This window comes from Paenibacillus sp. 01T47, assembly GCF_056398245.1.
This window is the reverse complement of sequence record NZ_JBFTPA010000033.1, coordinates 1-19,661: the sequence shown is the minus strand read 5'-3', so window position 1 is coordinate 19,661 and position 19,661 is coordinate 1. Positions and strand designations below refer to the sequence as shown.

The window sequence follows — 19,661 nt, the reverse complement described above, 5'->3', positions numbered from 1 at the left end:
GAATATGTTGCTCGATTTCCAAGTGTATGGAATCGCTGCCTGTCATTCTACACTACAACCTATTCGTTTCATAGTAAAAAGATAAGTCGCACGTAATCACATGCTCAGCAATCACCTCTCGCAAAAAAAAGAGAAGAGAGCCATGGCTCTCTTCTCCAATCAACCCCAAAAACATAAAATGCAGTGCCTTAAGCTCCTTCTTCAATCGCAACTTCTTCTGCTGCGCGCTCGTATTCAGCGAGAACAGCAGCCTGGATTTTCTCCCGGGTGGTTGAAGAGATCGGATGAGCGATATCCCGAAATTCTCCATCCGGAGTACGTTTGCTTGGCATTGCAACGAACATACCATTGTTTCCATCGATGACACGAATATCGTGAACAACGAATTCATTATCAATAGTAATGGATGCGATTGCCTTCATACGCCCTTCGGAATTTACACGGCGGAGTCTGACATCAGTAATTTGCACTTGTGTTCACCACCTTTGTCTATCAGAGACTTGGTGTATACTTCCACGTTTTTGTGCCAATTCCTTCTACATTTTTGGTAAATTCATACTCAATTTAAAATATTTTTTTTATTTTGAATCTTTTTCGTTTTCATTCGACAATTGTCGATGCAATGACCTCTATTTCGACAAGAACATCCTTTGGCAGCCTTGCGACCTCCACGGCCGAACGAGCCGGTTTATGCTCTCCGAAGTAAGAGGAGTAAATGCCATTTACCGTTGCAAATTGATTCATATCTTTCATAAATACGGTCGCTTTTACGACATCCTGAAAACTGGCACCTGCAGCAGCAAGCACGGCCTCCAAATTTCTAAACACCTGATGCGTTTGTTCCTCAATGCCGCCATCAACAAGCTGCCCAGCCGCATCGAGTGGAATTTGTCCTGAAGTGAACAATAATCCTCCGAGCTTAATCGCTTGCGAATAAGGTCCGATCGCTGCAGGAGCTTTGTCCGTTGCAATCACTTGCATTTGTTGCTTTGTTGTCATGATGGTCCCAGCCTTCCTAACAAGATGTAATAAGCTCTCATTTACACGTATCTATTCTTTAAAATAGTTGCCTGGAATTACCGTCGTTTGTTTTGTCTTCATATCAACAGCCGTCAGTTTAGCTAGTGAAACATAGTCCTCAAGAAGCCGTTCCTCGAGTTCTACCTCGCCTGACTCAACAAATACGCCAACGCCTGCGACGATAGCTTTAAATTCAAACAGCAAATCCATCATGCCTTGGATCGTTCCGCCTGCCTTCATAAAGTCATCAATAATAAGAACGCGGGATTGCTCCTTAAGCGCTCTGCGTGCGAGTGACATCGTCTGAATCCGCTTGGTTGATCCTGATACATAGTTGATACTCACTGCAGAGCCTTCCGTTACCTTATTGTCACGCCGTACAATAACAACCGGAATATTCAAGCACGCAGCTGTTGCGTAAGCTAGAGGTATTCCTTTTGTCTCAACGGTCATAATGACGTCAATCTTCCGGTCTGCGAACGCAGTTGCAAACATCCTGCCGACATCCGCGAGAAGCTCTGGTTGGCCTAACATATCCGTTATATACAAATAACCGCCGGGAAGGACCCTTTCAGGCTGCTCTAACTGGCGGCATATGCTTGTCATAATGGTAAGAGCCGTCGTTTCTTGCATCTTAGGCGTATATCTTACTCCGCCTGCTGCTCCTGCAAGTGTATGAAGCTCGCCGATACCTTCTTCCTCAAACACTTCTTTTATGATCGCCAGGTCCTCACTAATTGAAGACTTTGCCGATTGATATCGATCAGCAAATGCTGTCAGTGAAATTAACGTGTGGGGTCGACTTAACAGGTATTGGGTCATCTCTACCAACCGCGAGCTCCGTTTCAACTTTTTCAAACACATCTCCCCCCACCTAAATCCGAATATTATAATGTAAATATAACATTTTTATACGGATTTAATCAAGGAGAACGTCAGCCTTATGTGAGCATTCTTACCACATATACTTCTTTGCAGAAACCGCGGAGCCCATTATAAATACGAGGAAGCTTGGCTTCCTTCGACACAAGGCCGAATACAGTAGGTCCACTGCCAGACATAAGCACACCGTCGGCACCAAGCCGAATCATACTTTCCTTCAGCTGCATAACCTCAGGATGCACATCCAGCGTAACTTTTTCGAGTACGTTGCCAAGACCTTCACATATATCGGCAAAAGAGCCGCGCTCAAGTGCACCAACCATATTTGAAATGGAGGGATGCTCTTTAAGCTCATTTGCGCGGAATCTGCCATATACGTCAGCCGTCGATACATTGATTGGCGGCTTGGCAAGTACAACCCAGCATTGCGGAGGATTGGCGATATGCTCAAGCTTCTCACCACGTCCCCTTGCGATTGCAGTGCCGCCTGTTACACAGAACGGAACGTCAGAGCCGAGCTCTGCGCCTAGCTTGCACAGCTCGTCCTCAGGGATCTGCAGCTTCCACAAACGGTTTAGCCCTCGCAAAGCAGCAGCAGCATCACTGCTACCGCCAGCGAGTCCCGCAGCGACTGGTATCTTTTTGTCTAAATGAATATATACGCCTTGCTTAACATCATAACGGTCTTTAATAAGCCTAGCTGCCTGAAACGCTAAGTTCTTCTCATCTAACGGTATGTATCCAACTTGGCTTGAAATAATGATCGTATCTCTAGGTAGCTCTTCCATTTCAAGTCGGTCTGCAAGGTCAACCATGGTCATAATCATTTCGACTTCATGGTAGCCGTCATCACGCTTGCGGAGTACATCGAGCAATAAATTAATTTTGGCAGGAGCTTTTTCATAAATTTTCATCTGATAAGTTCACCCGTTCGTTCGTAAGCTTAAGCATCATTATATCAAACCAACGCAATAAAAGCTAAGAGATGACAATCGAATGTTTTTCGACAGTCATCCGCTTAGCTTTTTCACGTATAAATAGGAGCCATCACTTAGGGTTGATTTGTTTTGGCAGCAGCCTGTTCAGCGATTTGTATTGCGCGTTTCACCATATTTCCGGCGTCCTTCGCGCGTATGCTTCCCCAGCCCTCTTGCTGCACCGTATCATAAAAACCAAGATCTTTAGCAAGCTCATATTTCAATTCCTCAGACATTACTCCGCGTCTTCTGCGACCCATATCATTACCTCCATATTCGAATTTACGTCATTCTAATCAAAATATACGGCTGTCACTATTGCACAGGTAGTATGCTTCAAATGACAAGCGACCATACGGAGATGGAAATGGCCGCCTTCTTTTCGCAAAGGTAAATGAATGAACGCAAAAAAAAAAGCGCAGATGCGATCTGCGCTAACATGCCTCACTAGGCGATATATATTCTATTGTTGCAAATGGGCGATACGGACTTGACCTTCATCATTGCATACGGTCACTTCCACCGACTCAGTCAGTATGTCCGCATAGCTGTAAGAGACACGCTTAAAGGCATGCTGCTCTTCATCCAGCTTTACAATGAAAACAGAAGGGTAGGTTTCTTCCAACGTACCGGTTCGTTCGATGGTCTTTCGTCGTCCACCGTTCGCTCGAAGACGGATTTTGGAGCCAACATGAGCTTCCAAGCTGCGTTTAATATCCAATAGCGCATTTTTTGCCATTGTCCACTACCACCTCTTTCCTTGTCCATTATAACCAAAAGGAGGAGGGTTGTCAAACAAAGCAAAATATTATATCAGTCGGTATATTTACTTGTCAACGGTGATTTCACCCATTTTTTAAAAAACCATACATAACGAAGCAAAAAATATACATATTAAGAAGTTGATTCAATTTAAACGTAACATTTGATACAAAATTGTGGCGAAAAGGACATGTTTGATTAGACTATTTTCAGCCTGAAAATAGTCTCTATTCATCCCTTCAGAACATATCGTTATCTGTTACTGCTTTAATACAGAGTTCGGTGACGTAATTTTTGGCTTTGGCAGACCTACACGGAAGCTGCCCATTGTCTCAATACCGCCCACGCCGTCAATTCCGCTTATCGTACCATGAATGACATCTGCTAAGTTAATCGTGTCTTTTATGGATGTATAGCTTGCTTTAATCGCTATATAAACAGGATCGAGCGCATGAATCAATATTCGTCCTGGCGAGCTTGCAAAGTTTGAGCCCACTTGCAGCAAAGCTTCAAAATGGGATTGGCAAGCACCTGCAATAACGATCAACCCGTCACGGCTTCTCTCATATTCTCTAGCGACGCGTACGGCATTAACGAAATGTTGTGAGTTTTTATAGCTGCTTAAACTGTACAGATCCATGGGCAAACGGCTTTTCAGTACGCCATCATGACCTGTTATTACGACAATATCCGGTTGAATTTGGGGCAGCAGACGGTAAAGCACATCAGCCATCTGAGACTCATGCACATGGAGACCGTGGGAAGGAACTTGCATCGTATTGTACAGCTGCATGCTCTTCTTCAAATAATTACTATCACCATCAAGGTGAAGTACCTTTCCTGGCACTTCAAAGAATGGTTGAGTCTGCTGCAGCGCATGCCGAATATGCTCCTCATTCTCAACCGCTTGACGTTCCCGTTCAGAATGCATGCGTCTTAATGAATCATTCACTTTAATTCGAACTTCTTGCACCGCACTTGTCGTTTCTGGATCGCGTATGACCGACAAATCAGGAATCGGAGCATCCGCAAGCAATCGGTAATCCGTGCCTTTCAGAACGGCAGTATGTGTACGAATAGCCTCAACCTTGAACAGCACGTCACCGCCATACGATTTGCGGACGACCAGGTCCCCTTGCTTCATGGGTAAATCACCTCTTCGTCTATCCTATGGGCAGAACGTGCGAATGGTGAGTATTTTATGATGAAACGGCCTAGCTCTACCAGCCGGCCTCCAGCATGCTGCGGCTAATCCGCGCAAATTCCTCGAGCGACAACGTCTCACCGCGTCTTATAGGGTCAATATCGTTGCTTAAAAGCATTTCCGTTAATGCTTCGCGGCGCTCCTTGCCCACGAATGCAGTTAGATTATTCGCCAGTGTCTTCCGTCGCTGTGCAAAGCTGGCTTGCACCACTTTAAAGAAATGATCCTCATCGGGTACATCAACAGCTGGCTTGTCACGCAATGACAGCTTAATAACGGCTGAATCTACATTTGGCTGCGGTATAAACACCGTATGAGGCACCATGCAGACAACCTTAGGCACGCAGTAATATTGAACGGCTACACTGAGGCTGCCATATTCCTTGCCGCCTGGCTTCGCTGCCATCCGCTCCGCGACTTCCTTCTGAATCATGACGACGATATGCTCAAGCGGCAGCTTCTCTTCAAGCAGCTTCATAAGAATTGGCGTTGTCACATAATAAGGCAAGTTGGCAACAACACTTACACCTGTTACGTCCGCAAACTGCTCTTCGAACAGCTTCTTCAAATCAAGCTTAAGCACATCGCCATGAATGACGGTTGTATGCTCCTCGCCCTCCAGCACATCCTTCAAAATCGGAATGAGCCTATTGTCGATTTCGACAGCCGTCACCTTACCAGCCGCTTTGGCAAGCCGCTGTGTGAGCGCGCCAATACCAGGGCCGATTTCAAGCGCGCCCTTCGTTTCATCAAGCTCAGCTGCCGCTACGATGTTATTTAATATATTTTGATCGATCAGAAAGTTTTGTCCCAAACTCTTTTTGAAGGAAAAACCGTATTTCGCAATGATTTCTTTGGTGCGTTTGGGCGTAGCCACCTCTATCGCGGATGGCTTTACTACTTCCTTGCTAAGCTCACTATGCTCTTGACTCATTCAGCTATCCCTCCAGTTCCTTTTCCATTTGACGGAAAGCTTCCGTAAACTCTGCTTTGGAAATCCGAAAGCTTGTACAGCGCTTATAGAACTGCTTGCCATTCGCATAACCAATTCCGAGCAGCTTGCCTATAACCAAGCGACGATTAGACGCATCAGGATGTACAATCAGACCTGCATCCATTAAGTCTTCCCAGCTAATTTCTCCCGCTTCATCTGCCGATTCTGTTCGGAGCTCAGAGAGCGCCGCACGAATAGCCTCGGGGCTCGCATTTTCGATGCCGATGTCCCCTTTATACAAAGCCTTCTCCTGCGGCAAAAAAGCATGCTTGCATCCTGGCGCATGACGCGCAACAATCTTGCGAATGCGTTCTCCTGCATGATCAGGGTCTGTGAATATAATAACGCCGCGACGCTCATTGGCCAGCGCAATCCTCTTCAATACATCCTCACCGATAGCGGAACCATTCGTCTCTATGGTATCTGCATCTACCGCCCTTTTTATTGCAACGGTATCATCTTTGCCTTCAACGACAATGATCTCTTTGATCACCAAGATCATCCCCTTCTACATAAACTGTATTAGACCCTTAGACATGCAAAAAGAAGAGGCAGTGCCTCTCCTTATGATGGCATATTTAATTGATTATTGCGATAAGATGATGGTAACCGCTCAATTAGCTTGCAGTCGGTTTATTCGGCCCCAGCACATATACGGTGATGCCTTTTTTCCTGCCGAATTTGTTCGCAATCTTTGTACTATCAAAGTATACGTCGATTTTGTTGCCTTTAACCGCACTTCCTTTATCCTCAGCGCGGCGGAAACCGATTCCTTCAATATAAACCCACCAACCGATGGGAATAACCTTCGGATCAACAGCTATCGTCCGACCCTCTTGCACCCGAGTGCCTGATGATGTAATCCCGTATTCCGGATGGCTTTCATCTTTTCCTGTTGAAGAGAGGTCTGCAGAATAAGCAGTCAACGTGACATTTTTAAGTACTTTTCTCGCCTTAAACGTTACACCGCTCTTCGTAAGCGAAGTAAAGCTCGGGCTCTTGTTCGAGAGCACAGATACTTTAGGCTCTTCCTTCTTCGTTCCGATGGCGACAACCTGATTAACCGCAGCGGTTTCAACCACCTTGCTGACCATCTTCTTCGATATAAGGATTCCGTCCTCGTACTGCTTCTCGATACTCTCTACGATCAGACCTTCCTTGCCGGGTTGAACAAGCTTCTGCTTGCCCGCTTCCAGCGTCGGATCGTTCTTCTTCACAATAGAGAATGGCATTGCACGCTCTGTCTCAGCTACCTTCTTATCTACGCGAACGACGGTTACAGTCAATTCGTTGTCCAAAACGGTATGAAGCGGAGGTATTACTTTATCTTGACCACGAACTGGAATATGTAATTCCTCGATCGCTGCCTGCACTGTTCTCTCTGTCGTATATACAGTAGAGGTCTTGCCATCAGCCTTCACAATTACCGGTATCGCATGAGTCACCTCTATACGATCTCCGTCCTTTATTGCCGCATTAAGCGGTATGGACACCTCATCATGTGGTCCAATTGCGATAGCTTGTTCATCCAGTAGGCGTTGCAGGACCCATTGCTTCGTTTCCACAACGGTTTCTTGTCCGTTCACTACTACGGAGACGCTTTTGACAGCCGTTCCGTACAACAACACCAAAAACATGAAAGTCATAGCGATTGAGATAGTAGCACTCAAAAGAATCAAACGCAAGTTTTCACGCTTCCATCGCAATGCGAAAGACATGCTGGATGATCGTTTCCCATGGGTGTCCTTAACCTGGAGTATTCCCACTTCATCGGTCCTCCTTCATAGCCCCGCCGCCAAGTGTTACGCATGATACAACTGACGCGACTATAGTATATTGGCGTGCGAGCACGCAATCCAGTACTGCTATCGATCCTCCCACCCCCATCTTTTATCCCTATGTCGACAAATTCCCGATTATTCGAAAATAAAAAGAAGCCGTCGACAGAGGATCTGTTTCGTGGCTTCCCGGTTAAATGATTCACTGGGATACAGAAAAATGGATGCACGAGGTTGATCACTCTCTATAACGCTTGCGAGGTTAGCTGACGGATTCGGACAAGAGAGTCGCCCTATTCGTTACACAATGCTCATGGCAATGGCTTCGAAATTCACCCCTGAAGAATTCAAAATACGGAATTAAAAACCGTACATGGTTCCCCCGCTCTCCGAATGGAGATTAAGCGTAAACTGGAAATCCAATACAAAATTTTATTGCTCTGAGATGAATCATACCTTCATACGAGGTCAATTGTAAAGATACGATAAAAGACGATTTAAGCGAAAAAGCAGGATAAAGCAGGAAAAAATAAGCGATTATCGCTATAAAAATTAGTTTTTACGCGATAAAGGTCTCTATTTCTCACTATTTCTCTCGTTTTTAGACAATACCAAAACATCTTCGACCGTTTTCAGTCGTAATTACACCTATTTCTTCTACCGTTTTGCCCAATAATTCGGCTGCTGTCTCTGCAACTAAAGAGACGTAAGAGGACTCATTTCGCTTCCCTCTGAACGGGTGTGGAGTTAAATATGGAGCATCGGTTTCAATCAAAATCCGGTCGATTGGAACCTGCTTAAGCACCTCTTTTGGCACCCTTGCATTTTTGAAAGTAACGGGTCCTCCAAATGATATATAGAAGTTCATATCAAGACATTGTTTAGCCGTTTCCCAGCTGCCGGAGAAGCAATGCATGACACCGCCAACCTCTGCTGCATTCTCTTCCTGAAGAATACGAATAATGTCCTCATGAGCATCCCGATTATGAATAACAATTGGCTTGCCCACCTTACGAGCAAGACGAATTTGCTCACGAAAAACCCTTTGTTGTACCTCTTTTGGAGAAGTATCCCAGTGATAATCGAGTCCAATCTCTCCAATGGCGACAACCTTCTCATGCGCGCATAGACGTTCAATCCATTCCAAATCCTCTGGAAGCATATCTATACTGTCAACTGGGTGCCAACCAACTGCTGCGTATATAAAATCATATTTCTCGGCAAGCGCCATGGTTGTAGGGATTGTTTCACGGTTAAAACCAATATTGACAAGCATATGCACGCCTGCATCCTTCGCACGCTGGATGACCTCGTCGCGATCCTCATCAAATTTTTCCGAATCTAAATGGGTATGTGTATCAAAAAGTAATGTCATGTTGATGTTATGCTCCTTCAATCGAGTTTGAAAAGCTTACGAAGTGATTCCGGCAATCGATGAATATTTTTTTTGAGCGGCTCTTCTGGATAATAAAGATGATATTGTCCTTGATGCAGGCCAGTAATAGAACGAACAATGTCGGATTTAGAGGATATTTCGCTTATATCTTCCAAACCATCTAACAACAAAATCGGCGCTTTTTCTTTCTTTTCTCCTTCTTTTTTATCTGGTCGATATACGTCATATGGCAAGTCAAATGGAAAATCAATTTCCATATGATAATCCGGATTCATTCCTATAGAAGAGAAACATTCGCTAATCTCATTTAGCAGCTCTTCATCTGGGTTTTCAAGCGTAATGTACTTATATAAATGCCTGTTCAGAAATCGTTCACATAGATCGTTTAAAATAGAATCATGCTCCTCCGCCCACTCTGCGAAAGCGGTCTGAACGAGCGCTTCATCCAGCTTCAGATAGTCGTGCACCGTCATCGTGTTCTGAAGCAAGCATTTCAGCTGCTTAGGCATCCACTGAAAGGAGTAGCCACCCACGTAAAGCTCCTGTGCTCTACGAAATATTTGACGTAGAATAATTTCCGAGCTTCTGGTCACCGGATGGAAGTAAATTTGCCAATACATTTGATAACGAGACATCAAATAATGCTCGACTGCATGCATACCGCTCTCTTTAACTACAATTTGCCCTTTATAAGGACGCAATACGCGCAAAATGCGTTCTAAATCAAATGTTCCATAGTTTACACCTGTAAAATACGCGTCTCGGAGCAAATAATCCATCCGATCAGCATCCATTTGGCTTGAAATCAAACTAACAACAATCGGCTGTGGATATTTTTTTTGTATGACTGCAGCGACCTGAGCAGGAAACTGCTCCGATACAGCACTTAGCACACGATTGATTTCTGTATCTCCCAAAATGATGTTACATGTCCACTCTTCGTGATCCGTGTCGAATACTTCTTCCAAGGAGTGCGAGAACGGACCATGACCAACATCATGCAATAAAGCAGCACAAAGCGAGACTAGCTTTTCTTCGACTGGCCAGTCAGGATAGCTGTTTCGTTCAAACTGAGAAATAATTTTTCGAGTAATTTCATATACGCCAAGTGAATGTGAAAACCGGCTGTGCTCTGCTCCATGGAAGGTCAAATAGGAGGTTCCTAGCTGTCGTATCCGGCGCAGTCTTTGAAACTCTTTTGTATTGATCAGATCCCAAATCGTTTGGTCTTGTACATATATATAATGATGAACAGGATCCTTAAAAACTTTCTCTTCGGTCAGCTGTTTTTTCATCGTCTCTCATCTCCTTTGTTCATATTTTCGACACAAAAAATGATTTTCATGTCGAATAGTGTCGGAAATTAGTTTCCAAATTGTCGAAGCTGTTGTATTCTATTACAGAGTAATATGACCGTACTAACTAGTCAAATACTTGTGAATTCAGCTATCCGGGGAATATTCCTGGTTGACTATTATGGTAATCGTTGGTATTATAGTAATCATAAAAGCAAAAACTATGTCGAACGATGACGAAACGTATTTTGAGAGGGGCAATAATAGATTATGATGAAATCTACTGGTATTGTTCGTAAGGTTGATGAGCTAGGACGCGTCGTTATACCGATCGAATTGCGCCGTACACTTGGAATAGGCGAGAAAGATGCACTTGAGATCTACGTAGATGGCGAGCGCATCATGCTTAAGAAATATGAGCCTGCATGTATCTTCTGTGGCAACGCAGAAAACGTATCTTATTTCAAAGGAAAAATTGTTTGTCATGTTTGTTTGTCAGAAATGCCAACACCTGTGACAAAATAAAAAAAATAAGTTATACTGTACTTATTAACTTGTTAATTCTAACCTTTTTTATACTCCTTGATACCTTCCTGCGCTTGAACCCGGCCAGGAAGGTCTTTTTTTTGTCTACTATTTCACATATATGATAATCATCTATCTATTTACTTCATTATATACTTCGCGTTTAGGCAAACCTCGATCGAGCGCAACCTTCTTAATGGCTTCCTTACGATCAAATTGTTCCTCATAATGAGCAACATGGGCAGCAAGATCAAGCTCAGACCACCAAATATCTGCCGCTGGCAGCTCACTTGCCCCTTCACCCTCTGATCCTTCCACCACAACACAAAATTCTCCGAGCGGCGGATGCTCCTCAAACCATGCTATACATTCTGAAATTCGGCCGCGGACCGCTTCTTCATGGCGTTTTGTCAGTTCTCTGATACATGCTATTTGGCGATCGCCGAGACATTCCTGAAGTGCATCAAGTGTTTTGTTTATACGATGGGGTGACTCGTAGAAAAGCAGGGTCCCTTTCTGTGCTTGCATATCGAGCAGCCATTTCATTAATGACTTTCGCTCGCGCGGCGGAAATCCAGCAAACAAAAATCGGTCCGTAGGCAGACCCGATATAATAAGTGCAGACAATGCTGCATTCGCTCCTGGAATAGGAATAACGGAAATACCATTTTCAATAGCGTCCTTCACGAGATCCGCACCTGGATCCGAAATAGCCGGCAGACCCGCATCACTAACTAATGCGATGGATTGCCCATCTAGAAGCAATCTGATCAGCTCAGGGCCGCTGGCTTGTTTATTGTGCTCATGATAGCTGACAATACGAGTTCCAATCTCGAAATGTGTAAGCAGCTTCCGTGTTTGCCTCGTATCTTCAGCAGCGATAAGCTGTACTTCCTTCAATGTACGAATCGCACGGAAAGTCATATCTTCTAAATTTCCAATTGGTGTCGCGACCAAATAAAGGCTTCCAACATTTTCTTTGGAAGCATCGGCAAAGCTTTTTTGTATATTCAAACGATCTGCACCCCATTCTCATATACCATTATTGGTGGAAGAAGCTTGATGTCAGGCTTCCCATCACGCATTGCTTCTATTAATACCATGTTTGCCTCTGCATTTGCATGAGGATGCACAAATTGAATCCGCTTCGGCTCAAGTCTCCATTTGCGCATCGTTTCCACAATATCAAGCAGACGCGAAGGACGATGAACCATCGAGACCTTGCCGCCAGGGCGCACCAGCCTAGAACATGCTTCTGCGACATCATCCAGCGTACAATGAATCTCATGCCTTGCGATCGCATAATGTTCGTTTTCGTTTTGTTCACCTGCTGTTATTGGCATGTAAGGCGGGTTTACCGTTATCGCATCATATACCCCGTTACCCGCAATCTTAGGATATAATTTCAAATCCTGCTCAATAACGTTTATTTGCTCCGTCAGCTTATTCAGCATTACGCTTCTTCTAGCCATATCCGCCAATCTCGGTTGAATCTCAACCGCATCAATTTGCGCATTTGTTCTCGTTGTAAGAAGCATCGGTATAACACCATTGCCCGTACATAAATCAGCAATTCGCCCGTGCTTTGGCACACTTGCAAACCGTGACAATAATACGGCATCAAGTGAAAAGCTGAACACTTCCCGGCTTTGTATAATTTTTAAACCATTTTCTGTCATAAGATCATCGAGACGTTCGTTTTCTGCTAAGGTTATATGTTCCGACACGATTTGGGCCGCTCCTTGATTGTATATTTAATAAAAATACCGCCCCTTGCGGCAAGGGCGGCATGTCGTACGGATTCCACTATTTATTAAGAAAGGATAGACAGAATAAACAGTCGCCTTCCGTCCGCAAATGCCCGTAATAAACGTTGCATATGTGGAATCCTTCGTGATACAACCGAGTTAAGTTGTCATGGCCTTCACCAATAGCTGCTCCCGCTTCCGCGAATGCATGGTCAGTGATGACCTGTTCCTCTTTGCTTACTCCCGGTTTAATTCCTTTGGCTGGAGCTGCAACAACTTCATGCTCTAGCTCAGCCTCTCTCTTAAACAACTGACGCAGCTGGTTGTTCTCCTCACTTAGACGCTTATTATCCTCGAGCAGCTCTTTTACCTTCTGCTTCAAGTCCGTAAGCTCCTTATGGAACACACCTACTTGGTTATCCAGCTCGTCCATTTTCGCAAAAATATTGTTCTTCTCCAAGTTCCCACCCCAGAGCTTCAAGCGTGAGTGTAACCTCACCCGTGAGAATCGCACTCTGCCGCTTATTTGATGACGACATCATCCATCGACAGTTCTTTCGGTTTACCTGGTGTATCAAATAATTGCACATACACACTTTTGGTGGATGTATTAATACCAGTTACCTTACCTTCACCATATGAGGTGACTACGAATTTTCCAATTGCCGGAAGTTCTTCTCGAATGCTTTCGTAATTGTCATGCTCATATTTCAGACAGCACATGAGACGACCGCATAATCCAGAAATTTTTGTCGGATTAAGCGATAAGTTCTGATCCTTGGCCATCTTGATCGATACGGGCTCAAAATCACCCAGCCAAGAGGAGCAGCAAAGCACTCGTCCACATGGACCAATACCACCGAGCATCTTTGCTTCGTCCCGAACTCCGATTTGTCTGAGTTCAATCCGAGTTCGAAATACGCTGGCTAAATCTTTTACTAGCTCGCGAAAGTCAACTCGGCCTTCTGCCGTAAAATAAAAAATAATTTTGTTACGGTCAAACGTAAACTCAACGTCAACTAACTTCATGCGAAGCTGATGACCTTTAATTTTTTCAAGACAAGTAGAAAACGCATTTTTGGCTGCGGCGCGATTTTCTTCAACAACTTTTGCATCCACATCGCTTGCAATACGTATCACTTTCTTAAGAGGAAGAACAACATCCGATTCACCGACTTGCTTCTGTCCCACCACCACTTTACCGTATTCGATTCCGCGTGCTGTTTCAACAATAACATGTTGTTCCTTATCCACGGGATGCTCAACCGGATCAAAGTAATAGATCTTGCCCGCTTTCTTGAAGCGGACGCCGATGACATTATACAAGAATTAGCCCTCCTGTAAGTTTACCAATAGTTGCTCAAATGCGAGCTGGGGCGTAACATTCGCTCGCATACGCTTACTCGCTTCTAACGTATGCTCGATGCAGGACACCCAACCTGCGAACGAACGATTAAATGCATGTTTACTTATCCAATCCAACTGATCTATAAAAACGATGTTGTCCTGCCTGCCGGCCTGGAACTGTATCAAATCTTTAAACCATATAACTAATAACGACAACAGCAGTTGCGTATGCTCTACCAAATCTGTTTTAAATAGCTGTTGTCCAGCAGTGATCATCGCCGCGGTGAATCGGGTCAAACTCTCCTTGCCTAATTGTATCACTAGGGTTCTGATTTCTGCAAACTGATTCTGCTGGAGAAATTGTCTTGCACCGTCTAAACCTGATGTTAATTGAACAACGGTTCGGGCTAAAATAGATGGAGCACCCTCAGCAATAAGAGTTTGCAGCATAATCTCAGGCGACATCGGCAGGAAAGGCACCCACTGCGTTCGAGAACGAATAGTAGGAAGAACAGCTTGTCCATTATCCGTAATCAGAATAGCAACAACTGGCGACAACGGTTCTTCCAAAAATTTCAGTAAACTATTCGCAGCCTGCAGCGTCATTTTGTCAGCTTGCTCTATCATATACACTTTGCGCTTCGTCCCGCTATTGCGATAAGAAAAGTCTCGCTGCAGCTCGCGAATTTGATCAATTTTTATGGACTGGCCATCTGGCGCTATCGTCGTTAAGTCTGTCTGATTGCCATGTTCAAATTTTCTGCACTCCAAGCATTCCCCGCAAGCAGCGGCAATACCTGCCGTACAGAACAATGCCTTTGAAAATTCGCGAGCCATCGCCATTCTTCCCGTACCTGAAGGACCATTAAATAAATAGGCATGAGAAATTTTACCGCTCTGCAAAGCGTGGGTCAAAATCCGCTGCGCTTTCCATTGCCCCGGAATATTTTCGAAGCTCATCGCCGTTCCTTACCTTTCCCTGCTCTCTTATCATCAAAACAATAAATTAATAAGAAGGCCTCGTATCTCACCGATCCTGTTAAGCAAGTCAATTCTTCCTTGCTCACTGTCGAGTAAATCCTCAGCCATGGAGACGAGTGTCGCATCGATCTCATCCAGCAGTTTATATCGTTTAATTCGTCCTCTGCGATCGAAGCCTTTGACTTCCTTCAGCACAACGCCGCGCCGGATGGTGTCCTCCAAAAATTGCTTGATCATTTGACGATAAATTTTCAATTCACGGACAGTCATCACTCTAGCAAGCCGATCACCTTGTCTATGAATGTCCTGCAGCTTCAGTTGAAGCTGCTCTTGTGTACGATCAGCATCCTGCTGAACCATCACATCAGCAAAGCTTCTTGGCTGTATCTGTTTGTTTGTGGCTTCGTTGTTTGTACGGTTTTGTCCCAATGGTCGAAAGCCTTGATCAATTTTCACCCTATATCACGCCCATTCAGAAATGCTCAAATCGTTCAACAGGCATTACGAATACAGCTGCTCCACCAACCTGTACTTCAACAGGGAAAGGAATATAGGAATCTGTTGATCCGCCCATCGGTGATACAGGAGTAACCAATTGGTCTCTTACTTTGCAATTTGCATTAATGACTTGAAGAACCTCATGTACTCTCTCGTCCTCAATACCAATCATAAAGGTAGTATTGCCTGCTCTTAGAAATCCACCCGTACTTGCCAGCTTCGTTGCTCTAAACCCTTCACGAACAAGTGCATTTGACAGTCTGTTGCTATCCTTATCTTGAATAACCGCGATTACTAATTTCATCTTCATTCCCCCTTGACTACTATTAGAATAGGTTATTAATAACTTGCAATTTTAACCATTAAACTATTTATTGAATCTCAAGCCCCATAACGACAAATCTCTTGTTGCATAGAATTTCGTCTATACTTTAAAGTTTGACATCGGTTGCAAAAAATCCTGCAAAACGCTCATCAATTGCTGATAAAACGTCAGCAAACACCAAATCCGCACTATTTTCGGCATTTACAAGCACGATTCGTTCCGGGTTCTGCTGCAACAGCTTCATATAGCCTTCTCGCACCTTCTCATGGAAAGACTGCTTCTCTAGGTCTAAACGATTGATTTCTCTCTCTGATGCTTGTGCGATACGTCCGAGACCTACTTCCGGAGACACATCCATGTAGATCGTCAGATCAGGCATCACTTCTTTAATCGCGAATTGATTGATGGCCCAGACCTCATCTATCCCAAGCCCACGCGCATAACCTTGATAAGCCAAGCTGCTATCTACGAAGCGGTCACAAATAACAAACTCGCCTTTCTCCAATGCTGGAACGACCTTTTCCACCAAATGCTGTCTTCTCGCAGCTGCATAAAGCAGTGCTTCTGTTCTTGCATCCATTGCAGTATTCTCGCGATCCAATATAACGGCGCGAATCTGTTCTGCAATGGGAATGCCTCCTGGTTCTCTCGTCGTCGTGATCGACTTTCCCCTTTGAAGCATTATATTCGTCAATTGTTCAATCAGTGTCGATTTGCCGGCTCCTTCGCCGCCTTCTATGGTAATGAATACACCTTTTTTCAAACTAAGGCTTCTCCTAACGTTATGTTAACTATACTTTCTTCTATATTAACAAAGCGGTACTCCTAGTACAATCAACATTTACTTCAAGTTCATAATCGTTCTGCTATTTCAGCTTATTCAGGGTAAACAGCTATGGTATTCATCATTCCATCAGCAGCGCCTTGAAACTTTGCACCCATCTCGGCAAGCTGTTGTATATGCTCAATTAACTCTGCCGTGATTCTCTCTCCTGGATACAAAATAGCGATGCCAGGCGGATAAGGTATGACCATCTCTGCTGATATATGATGTACAGCATCTTTCAGCTGTATTCGCTCACTTGATTTGTTCTTAAACCTAGATCTCGCAAACGAAACAGGCTCTGATATCGAACGGCTCTCATGGCAGGTAATTATTGAAGCTGCTGGCAGCGCACACCCCTCTTTATCATCAGCCATCAGCCCATCAGAGTTTTTATTTGTCGTAGCATTGGACTCAAGTGCCTCAACAGCCTCCTGCAGCCTCTTTATGTCCTCTAATGATGTCTGAATACCGACAACAAGTACAATATACTTAGGATCTGCCATCTCAGCAAAACAGCCATGCTGCTCCAGGTGCTTCAGCAGCTCATAACCGGTTCGCTTACCGCTAGAATCGTATAACACTAGTCGCAGCGGATCTGATCGCAAGTCTGATTCGCTATTTTCATCGATTTTCATCTCCCGTATAACGGATGAGTGACGATGCAGCCATTGACGGAAAAACGCCGCTGATTCAAGACTTTGTTTAAAAAGATCAGCACCCAAAGCATCAATCATTGCTCGGGAAATATCTATTGAAGCCAAAATCGGAAACGACGGGCTTGAGCTTTGAATCATCGCAAGCGACTGACGCAGCAATTCCCTTGATATTCTTTTGCCTTGAATGTGAAGAAGCGCCCCCATCGTAAGTGTCGGCAATGTTTTATGCGCTGACTGTACAACGCCGTCTGCTCCCTCTGACATTGCCGACTGCGGAAAAGCTGGCTCCAAGCCATAATGCGCACCATGTGCTTCATCTATGAAAATCGGCTTATTATACCGATGGACAGTCTCAACATATGATTTAAGTTTCACACTAATACCGTAATAATTCGGGTTAGTCAAAAAGACAGCTTTTGCATCAGGATATTCAATAAGCGCTTCTTCCACTTGCTGGACAGAAGGAATCGTTGCTAACCCCGATAACGGTTCAATCTGAGGCGAGAGGAACACTGCTTTGGCCCCAGCAAGCTTCAAACCATTTATAATGGATTTATGTACATTCCGCTGAACGATAACAATATCATCTGGATCACATGCGGCGAGCAGTAGCGCCATATTCCCAGAGGTGCTTCCTCCAACCAAAAAGTAAGTCTCCTCTGAACCAAATGTTTTTGCAGCCAATTGCTGTGCTTCTTTAATAGAAGCTTCAGGATGATGCAAATCGTCGGTTGATGATATTTCAGTTAAATCAAGCTGCATTATTTTATAAAAATAATCGACTACATCATCATTTAATTGATCATTCCATGATGGTTGCTTAAGTGCTTGTCCCCCATGATGGCCGGGTACGTGAAATCCGACTGGCTTAGTACGGGTATGATTCACAAGCGCTTCAAATAACGGAGCAATAAAGGGCTTCATTGTTTATGTACAATCCTCTCCAGTAAACATTCATTCCTATTTCTATTATATATAATATTCAATAAACACTACAAAAAAAGAGCAGCTTCTGTAATCAGAAACCGCTCATGCATTTTTACCCAAAAATATTTGCTTCATTTGATTAATGAAAAAAGGATATTTGGCATCTTTAACATCTGTTCTTATCATTTCCGCTTCACAGGTATCACAGATAAAACCGGTCACTATCCGAATACCCTGACCTTCAGCCTTTTCCTCGTTACAAATAATACACTGATACTCGCGATTATCGTCCATAACAATCCCCGCTTTCTGATCGTCCCTTATTAACTATTATTATGACACATAGTCTATCTATTTATACTTGTTTCATAGCGCATTTCAAATATTTATATATCGTATGCCCCGTATGGGCTAATGGTTACAGCATATGTAAAAATGTTTCATAAAGCTATGGACAGAATGCTTGTAAATACCGATATAGTTAACGAGAGTCACAGTATCTCTGAGAAGGAAAGGAAAAGTAAATATGCGTCAAAAATTATCTGAACAACAAAATGCTACAATTTATCAATATCAGCTTGTAAAACGAAAAATCATTCGCCCTGAGCTTATTCAGAGCCATTTGCTTATTGCAGCCGTATTATTGGCTTTCCAAATGCTTATGTATGAAATGGATGGTCTATTTTCATGGCTTTTCGGCTTTGCAGTCGTACAGATCATCCATATCGCGATTATACTGCTTACTTTTATCCGAGTGGACGAAGCAGCTGACAGGCAATGGGTGTGGCGTATTACACCCCCATGGATTGGATTTAAACCGGCTAATGATATCAAGCTGTTCCTATTTCGCCGAGTTCATCGTCATATGTTCTGGATCGGCCTTTGTGCCATTGCGCTTCTATATCCATGGATCAAAGAATCATTGATGATTAGCATTGTAAGTTGGCACCTATGGCTGCTGATCCCGCGTATGCTTCTGTCCTTCTCTTTCCGTAAGGAGCAGAAGGACGGCGTACTTAGGCTTCAGTCTAGAGAAGCATCTTATTACCGCAGATAACAAAGAGGCCTTAGAAGCTCATGCAGAGCGTTCTAAGGCCTCAATTTTTAATCGAAATTAGATACGGAAGAAACAAAAAACCTATCGCATCACATGCGATAGGTCTCTCGTGCTTGGCGACGTCCTACTCTCCCAAGACCCTGCGGTCTAAGTACCATCGGCGCTGAAGGGCTTAACGGTCGTGTTCGGTATGGGAACGCGTGGTTCCCCTCCGCCATCGCCACCAAACGTAGCGTGTTGCACGCTGAAAACTGGATACGAAAGATTAGGCTTGCTGAAGCCTTWATGCTGCTGTCTACTGGATGTATGGGTCRCAGTAAACGTGTTTAGGATAAGCCCTCGACCGATTAGTATTCGTCAGCTACACACATTGCTGTGCTTCCACCCCGAACCTATCAACCTCGTCGTCTTCAAGGGGTCTTACATACTGGGAAATCTCATCTTGAGGGGGGCTTCACGCTTA

General features: G+C 44.1%; 24 protein-coding genes, 2 rRNA genes and 1 riboswitch. Of the genes, 2 read left to right on the top strand and 24 right to left on the bottom strand.

The genetic code is table 11. The features are described 5' to 3' along the window. Nucleotides 1–188 precede the first annotated feature (188 nt). The 12 genes from spoVG to AC1DOV_RS32515 all read right to left on the bottom strand — a co-directional run bounded on the left by spoVG (nucleotide 189) and on the right by AC1DOV_RS32515 (nucleotide 10,308). Nucleotides 189–470 carry a septation regulator SpoVG gene (spoVG, locus tag AC1DOV_RS32570; protein WP_028609566.1) on the bottom strand — a complete coding sequence of 94 codons (282 nt, stop codon included), beginning with the start codon at nucleotides 468–470 and terminating at the stop codon, nucleotides 189–191. A gap of 130 nt (nucleotides 471–600) precedes the next feature. Further along, entirely contained in the window at nucleotides 601–999 is a 399-nt protein-coding gene (locus tag AC1DOV_RS32565; protein WP_305953918.1) for a RidA family protein, read from the bottom strand. 51 nt (nucleotides 1,000–1,050) lie between these two features. Then, a complete protein-coding gene (gene purR / locus AC1DOV_RS32560; protein WP_076271323.1) occupies nucleotides 1,051–1,878 on the bottom strand; it encodes a pur operon repressor in 828 nt (275 codons plus the stop codon). An 83-nt stretch (nucleotides 1,879–1,961) separates the two neighbouring features. Further along, nucleotides 1,962–2,816: a 4-(cytidine 5'-diphospho)-2-C-methyl-D-erythritol kinase gene (gene ispE / locus AC1DOV_RS32555; protein WP_339205863.1), complete on the bottom strand. Its 855-nt coding sequence runs from the start codon at nucleotides 2,814–2,816 to the stop codon at nucleotides 1,962–1,964. Nucleotides 2,817–2,953: 137 nt separating this feature from the next. Further along, on the bottom strand, nucleotides 2,954–3,139 hold the full coding sequence (locus tag AC1DOV_RS32550; protein WP_054025797.1) for a small, acid-soluble spore protein, alpha/beta type: 186 nt from the start codon (nucleotides 3,137–3,139) through the stop codon (nucleotides 2,954–2,956). A 203-nt stretch (nucleotides 3,140–3,342) separates the two neighbouring features. Further along, complete coding sequence (veg, locus tag AC1DOV_RS32545; RefSeq protein WP_053373389.1) at nucleotides 3,343–3,618, bottom strand: biofilm formation stimulator Veg; 276 nt, start codon at nucleotides 3,616–3,618, stop codon at nucleotides 3,343–3,345. 282 nt (nucleotides 3,619–3,900) lie between these two features. Further along, on the bottom strand, nucleotides 3,901–4,785 hold the full coding sequence (yabG, locus tag AC1DOV_RS32540; RefSeq protein WP_076271274.1) for a sporulation peptidase YabG: 885 nt from the start codon (nucleotides 4,783–4,785) through the stop codon (nucleotides 3,901–3,903). A 76-nt stretch (nucleotides 4,786–4,861) separates the two neighbouring features. Continuing rightward, nucleotides 4,862–5,779, bottom strand: a complete 918-nt coding sequence (rsmA, locus tag AC1DOV_RS32535; protein ID WP_477551984.1) for a 16S rRNA (adenine(1518)-N(6)/adenine(1519)-N(6))-dimethyltransferase RsmA — start codon at nucleotides 5,777–5,779, stop codon at nucleotides 4,862–4,864. Between the two features lie 4 nt (nucleotides 5,780–5,783). Continuing rightward, a complete protein-coding gene (gene rnmV / locus AC1DOV_RS32530; protein ID WP_076271272.1) occupies nucleotides 5,784–6,332 on the bottom strand; it encodes a ribonuclease M5 in 549 nt (182 codons plus the stop codon). 124 nt (nucleotides 6,333–6,456) lie between these two features. Then, nucleotides 6,457–7,605 (bottom strand): ubiquitin-like domain-containing protein, encoded by a 1,149-nt coding sequence (locus AC1DOV_RS32525; protein WP_477551983.1) that lies wholly within the window; start codon nucleotides 7,603–7,605, stop codon nucleotides 6,457–6,459. Between the two features lie 248 nt (nucleotides 7,606–7,853). Next, nucleotides 7,854–8,034, bottom strand: a riboswitch (cyclic di-AMP (ydaO/yuaA leader). A gap of 184 nt (nucleotides 8,035–8,218) precedes the next feature. Continuing rightward, entirely contained in the window at nucleotides 8,219–8,992 is a 774-nt protein-coding gene (locus AC1DOV_RS32520) for a TatD family hydrolase (protein WP_076271270.1), read from the bottom strand. 17 nt (nucleotides 8,993–9,009) lie between these two features. Beyond that, entirely contained in the window at nucleotides 9,010–10,308 is a 1,299-nt protein-coding gene (locus AC1DOV_RS32515) for an HD domain-containing protein (protein WP_477551982.1), read from the bottom strand. A 270-nt stretch (nucleotides 10,309–10,578) separates the two neighbouring features. Here AC1DOV_RS32515 and AC1DOV_RS32510 point away from each other — a divergent pair, with 270 nt between their 5' ends. After that, nucleotides 10,579–10,833, top strand: a complete 255-nt coding sequence (locus AC1DOV_RS32510) for an AbrB/MazE/SpoVT family DNA-binding domain-containing protein (protein WP_054025791.1) — start codon at nucleotides 10,579–10,581, stop codon at nucleotides 10,831–10,833. Nucleotides 10,834–10,965: 132 nt separating this feature from the next. Here AC1DOV_RS32510 and rsmI read toward each other — a convergent pair whose 3' ends face one another. The 10 genes from rsmI to AC1DOV_RS32460 all read right to left on the bottom strand — a co-directional run bounded on the left by rsmI (nucleotide 10,966) and on the right by AC1DOV_RS32460 (nucleotide 18,435). Continuing rightward, nucleotides 10,966–11,847 carry a 16S rRNA (cytidine(1402)-2'-O)-methyltransferase gene (gene rsmI / locus AC1DOV_RS32505; RefSeq protein WP_477511748.1) on the bottom strand — a complete coding sequence of 294 codons (882 nt, stop codon included), beginning with the start codon at nucleotides 11,845–11,847 and terminating at the stop codon, nucleotides 10,966–10,968. Next, entirely contained in the window at nucleotides 11,844–12,512 is a 669-nt protein-coding gene (locus AC1DOV_RS32500; protein ID WP_076271322.1) for a tRNA1(Val) (adenine(37)-N6)-methyltransferase, read from the bottom strand. The genes rsmI and AC1DOV_RS32500 overlap by 4 nt, the downstream gene beginning before the upstream one ends. A 127-nt stretch (nucleotides 12,513–12,639) precedes the next feature. Continuing rightward, nucleotides 12,640–13,041 (bottom strand): initiation-control protein YabA, encoded by a 402-nt coding sequence (locus AC1DOV_RS32495; RefSeq protein WP_076271267.1) that lies wholly within the window; start codon nucleotides 13,039–13,041, stop codon nucleotides 12,640–12,642. A gap of 62 nt (nucleotides 13,042–13,103) precedes the next feature. Then, complete coding sequence (locus tag AC1DOV_RS32490) at nucleotides 13,104–13,907, bottom strand: PSP1 domain-containing protein (RefSeq protein ID WP_053373398.1); 804 nt, start codon at nucleotides 13,905–13,907, stop codon at nucleotides 13,104–13,106. Between the two features lie 3 nt (nucleotides 13,908–13,910). Further along, nucleotides 13,911–14,888: a DNA polymerase III subunit delta' gene (holB, locus tag AC1DOV_RS32485; protein WP_076271266.1), complete on the bottom strand. Its 978-nt coding sequence runs from the start codon at nucleotides 14,886–14,888 to the stop codon at nucleotides 13,911–13,913. A gap of 33 nt (nucleotides 14,889–14,921) precedes the next feature. Beyond that, entirely contained in the window at nucleotides 14,922–15,365 is a 444-nt protein-coding gene (locus AC1DOV_RS32480; RefSeq protein ID WP_076271265.1) for a YaaR family protein, read from the bottom strand. A gap of 16 nt (nucleotides 15,366–15,381) precedes the next feature. Further along, complete coding sequence (locus tag AC1DOV_RS32475) at nucleotides 15,382–15,711, bottom strand: cyclic-di-AMP receptor (RefSeq protein ID WP_054025787.1); 330 nt, start codon at nucleotides 15,709–15,711, stop codon at nucleotides 15,382–15,384. A gap of 127 nt (nucleotides 15,712–15,838) precedes the next feature. Continuing rightward, a complete protein-coding gene (tmk, locus tag AC1DOV_RS32470; protein WP_339205851.1) occupies nucleotides 15,839–16,495 on the bottom strand; it encodes a dTMP kinase in 657 nt (218 codons plus the stop codon). Between the two features lie 113 nt (nucleotides 16,496–16,608). Continuing rightward, complete coding sequence (locus AC1DOV_RS32465; protein ID WP_477551981.1) at nucleotides 16,609–18,138, bottom strand: aminotransferase class I/II-fold pyridoxal phosphate-dependent enzyme; 1,530 nt, start codon at nucleotides 18,136–18,138, stop codon at nucleotides 16,609–16,611. A gap of 105 nt (nucleotides 18,139–18,243) precedes the next feature. Next, nucleotides 18,244–18,435 carry a sigma factor G inhibitor Gin gene (locus AC1DOV_RS32460; RefSeq protein ID WP_339205847.1) on the bottom strand — a complete coding sequence of 64 codons (192 nt, stop codon included), beginning with the start codon at nucleotides 18,433–18,435 and terminating at the stop codon, nucleotides 18,244–18,246. A gap of 232 nt (nucleotides 18,436–18,667) precedes the next feature. Here AC1DOV_RS32460 and AC1DOV_RS32455 point away from each other — a divergent pair, with 232 nt between their 5' ends. Then, nucleotides 18,668–19,198 carry a hypothetical protein gene (locus tag AC1DOV_RS32455; protein ID WP_076271261.1) on the top strand — a complete coding sequence of 177 codons (531 nt, stop codon included), beginning with the start codon at nucleotides 18,668–18,670 and terminating at the stop codon, nucleotides 19,196–19,198. Between the two features lie 111 nt (nucleotides 19,199–19,309). On the opposite strand, the gene rrf is transcribed toward AC1DOV_RS32455, so the two are convergent. Further along, nucleotides 19,310–19,426, bottom strand: a 5S ribosomal RNA gene (gene rrf / locus AC1DOV_RS32450). Nucleotides 19,427–19,525: 99 nt separating this feature from the next. Next, nucleotides 19,526–19,661: ribosomal RNA gene (locus AC1DOV_RS32445) — 23S ribosomal RNA — on the bottom strand; the annotation flags it as partial.

Coding starts and splice junctions, on each gene's coding strand:
- AC1DOV_RS32565 (WP_305953918.1), bottom strand. CDS start 999: ATGACAACAAAGCAACAAATGCAAGTGATTGCAACGGACAAAGCTCCT.
- ispE (WP_339205863.1), bottom strand. CDS start 2,816: ATGAAAATTTATGAAAAAGCTCCTGCCAAAATTAATTTATTGCTCGAT.
- AC1DOV_RS32550 (WP_054025797.1), bottom strand. CDS start 3,139: ATGGGTCGCAGAAGACGCGGAGTAATGTCTGAGGAATTGAAATATGAG.
- veg (WP_053373389.1), bottom strand. CDS start 3,618: ATGGCAAAAAATGCGCTATTGGATATTAAACGCAGCTTGGAAGCTCAT.
- yabG (WP_076271274.1), bottom strand. CDS start 4,785: ATGAAGCAAGGGGACCTGGTCGTCCGCAAATCGTATGGCGGTGACGTG.
- rsmA (WP_477551984.1), bottom strand. CDS start 5,779: ATGAGTCAAGAGCATAGTGAGCTTAGCAAGGAAGTAGTAAAGCCATCC.
- AC1DOV_RS32520 (WP_076271270.1), bottom strand. CDS start 8,992: ATGACATTACTTTTTGATACACATACCCATTTAGATTCGGAAAAATTT.
- AC1DOV_RS32515 (WP_477551982.1), bottom strand. CDS start 10,308: ATGAAAAAACAGCTGACCGAAGAGAAAGTTTTTAAGGATCCTGTTCAT.
- AC1DOV_RS32510 (WP_054025791.1), top strand. CDS start 10,579: ATGATGAAATCTACTGGTATTGTTCGTAAGGTTGATGAGCTAGGACGC.
- AC1DOV_RS32500 (WP_076271322.1), bottom strand. CDS start 12,512: ATGACAGAAAATGGTTTAAAAATTATACAAAGCCGGGAAGTGTTCAGC.
- holB (WP_076271266.1), bottom strand. CDS start 14,888: ATGAGCTTCGAAAATATTCCGGGGCAATGGAAAGCGCAGCGGATTTTG.
- AC1DOV_RS32475 (WP_054025787.1), bottom strand. CDS start 15,711: ATGAAATTAGTAATCGCGGTTATTCAAGATAAGGATAGCAACAGACTG.
- AC1DOV_RS32465 (WP_477551981.1), bottom strand. CDS start 18,138: ATGAAGCCCTTTATTGCTCCGTTATTTGAAGCGCTTGTGAATCATACC.
- AC1DOV_RS32460 (WP_339205847.1), bottom strand. CDS start 18,435: ATGGACGATAATCGCGAGTATCAGTGTATTATTTGTAACGAGGAAAAG.
- AC1DOV_RS32455 (WP_076271261.1), top strand. CDS start 18,668: ATGCGTCAAAAATTATCTGAACAACAAAATGCTACAATTTATCAATAT.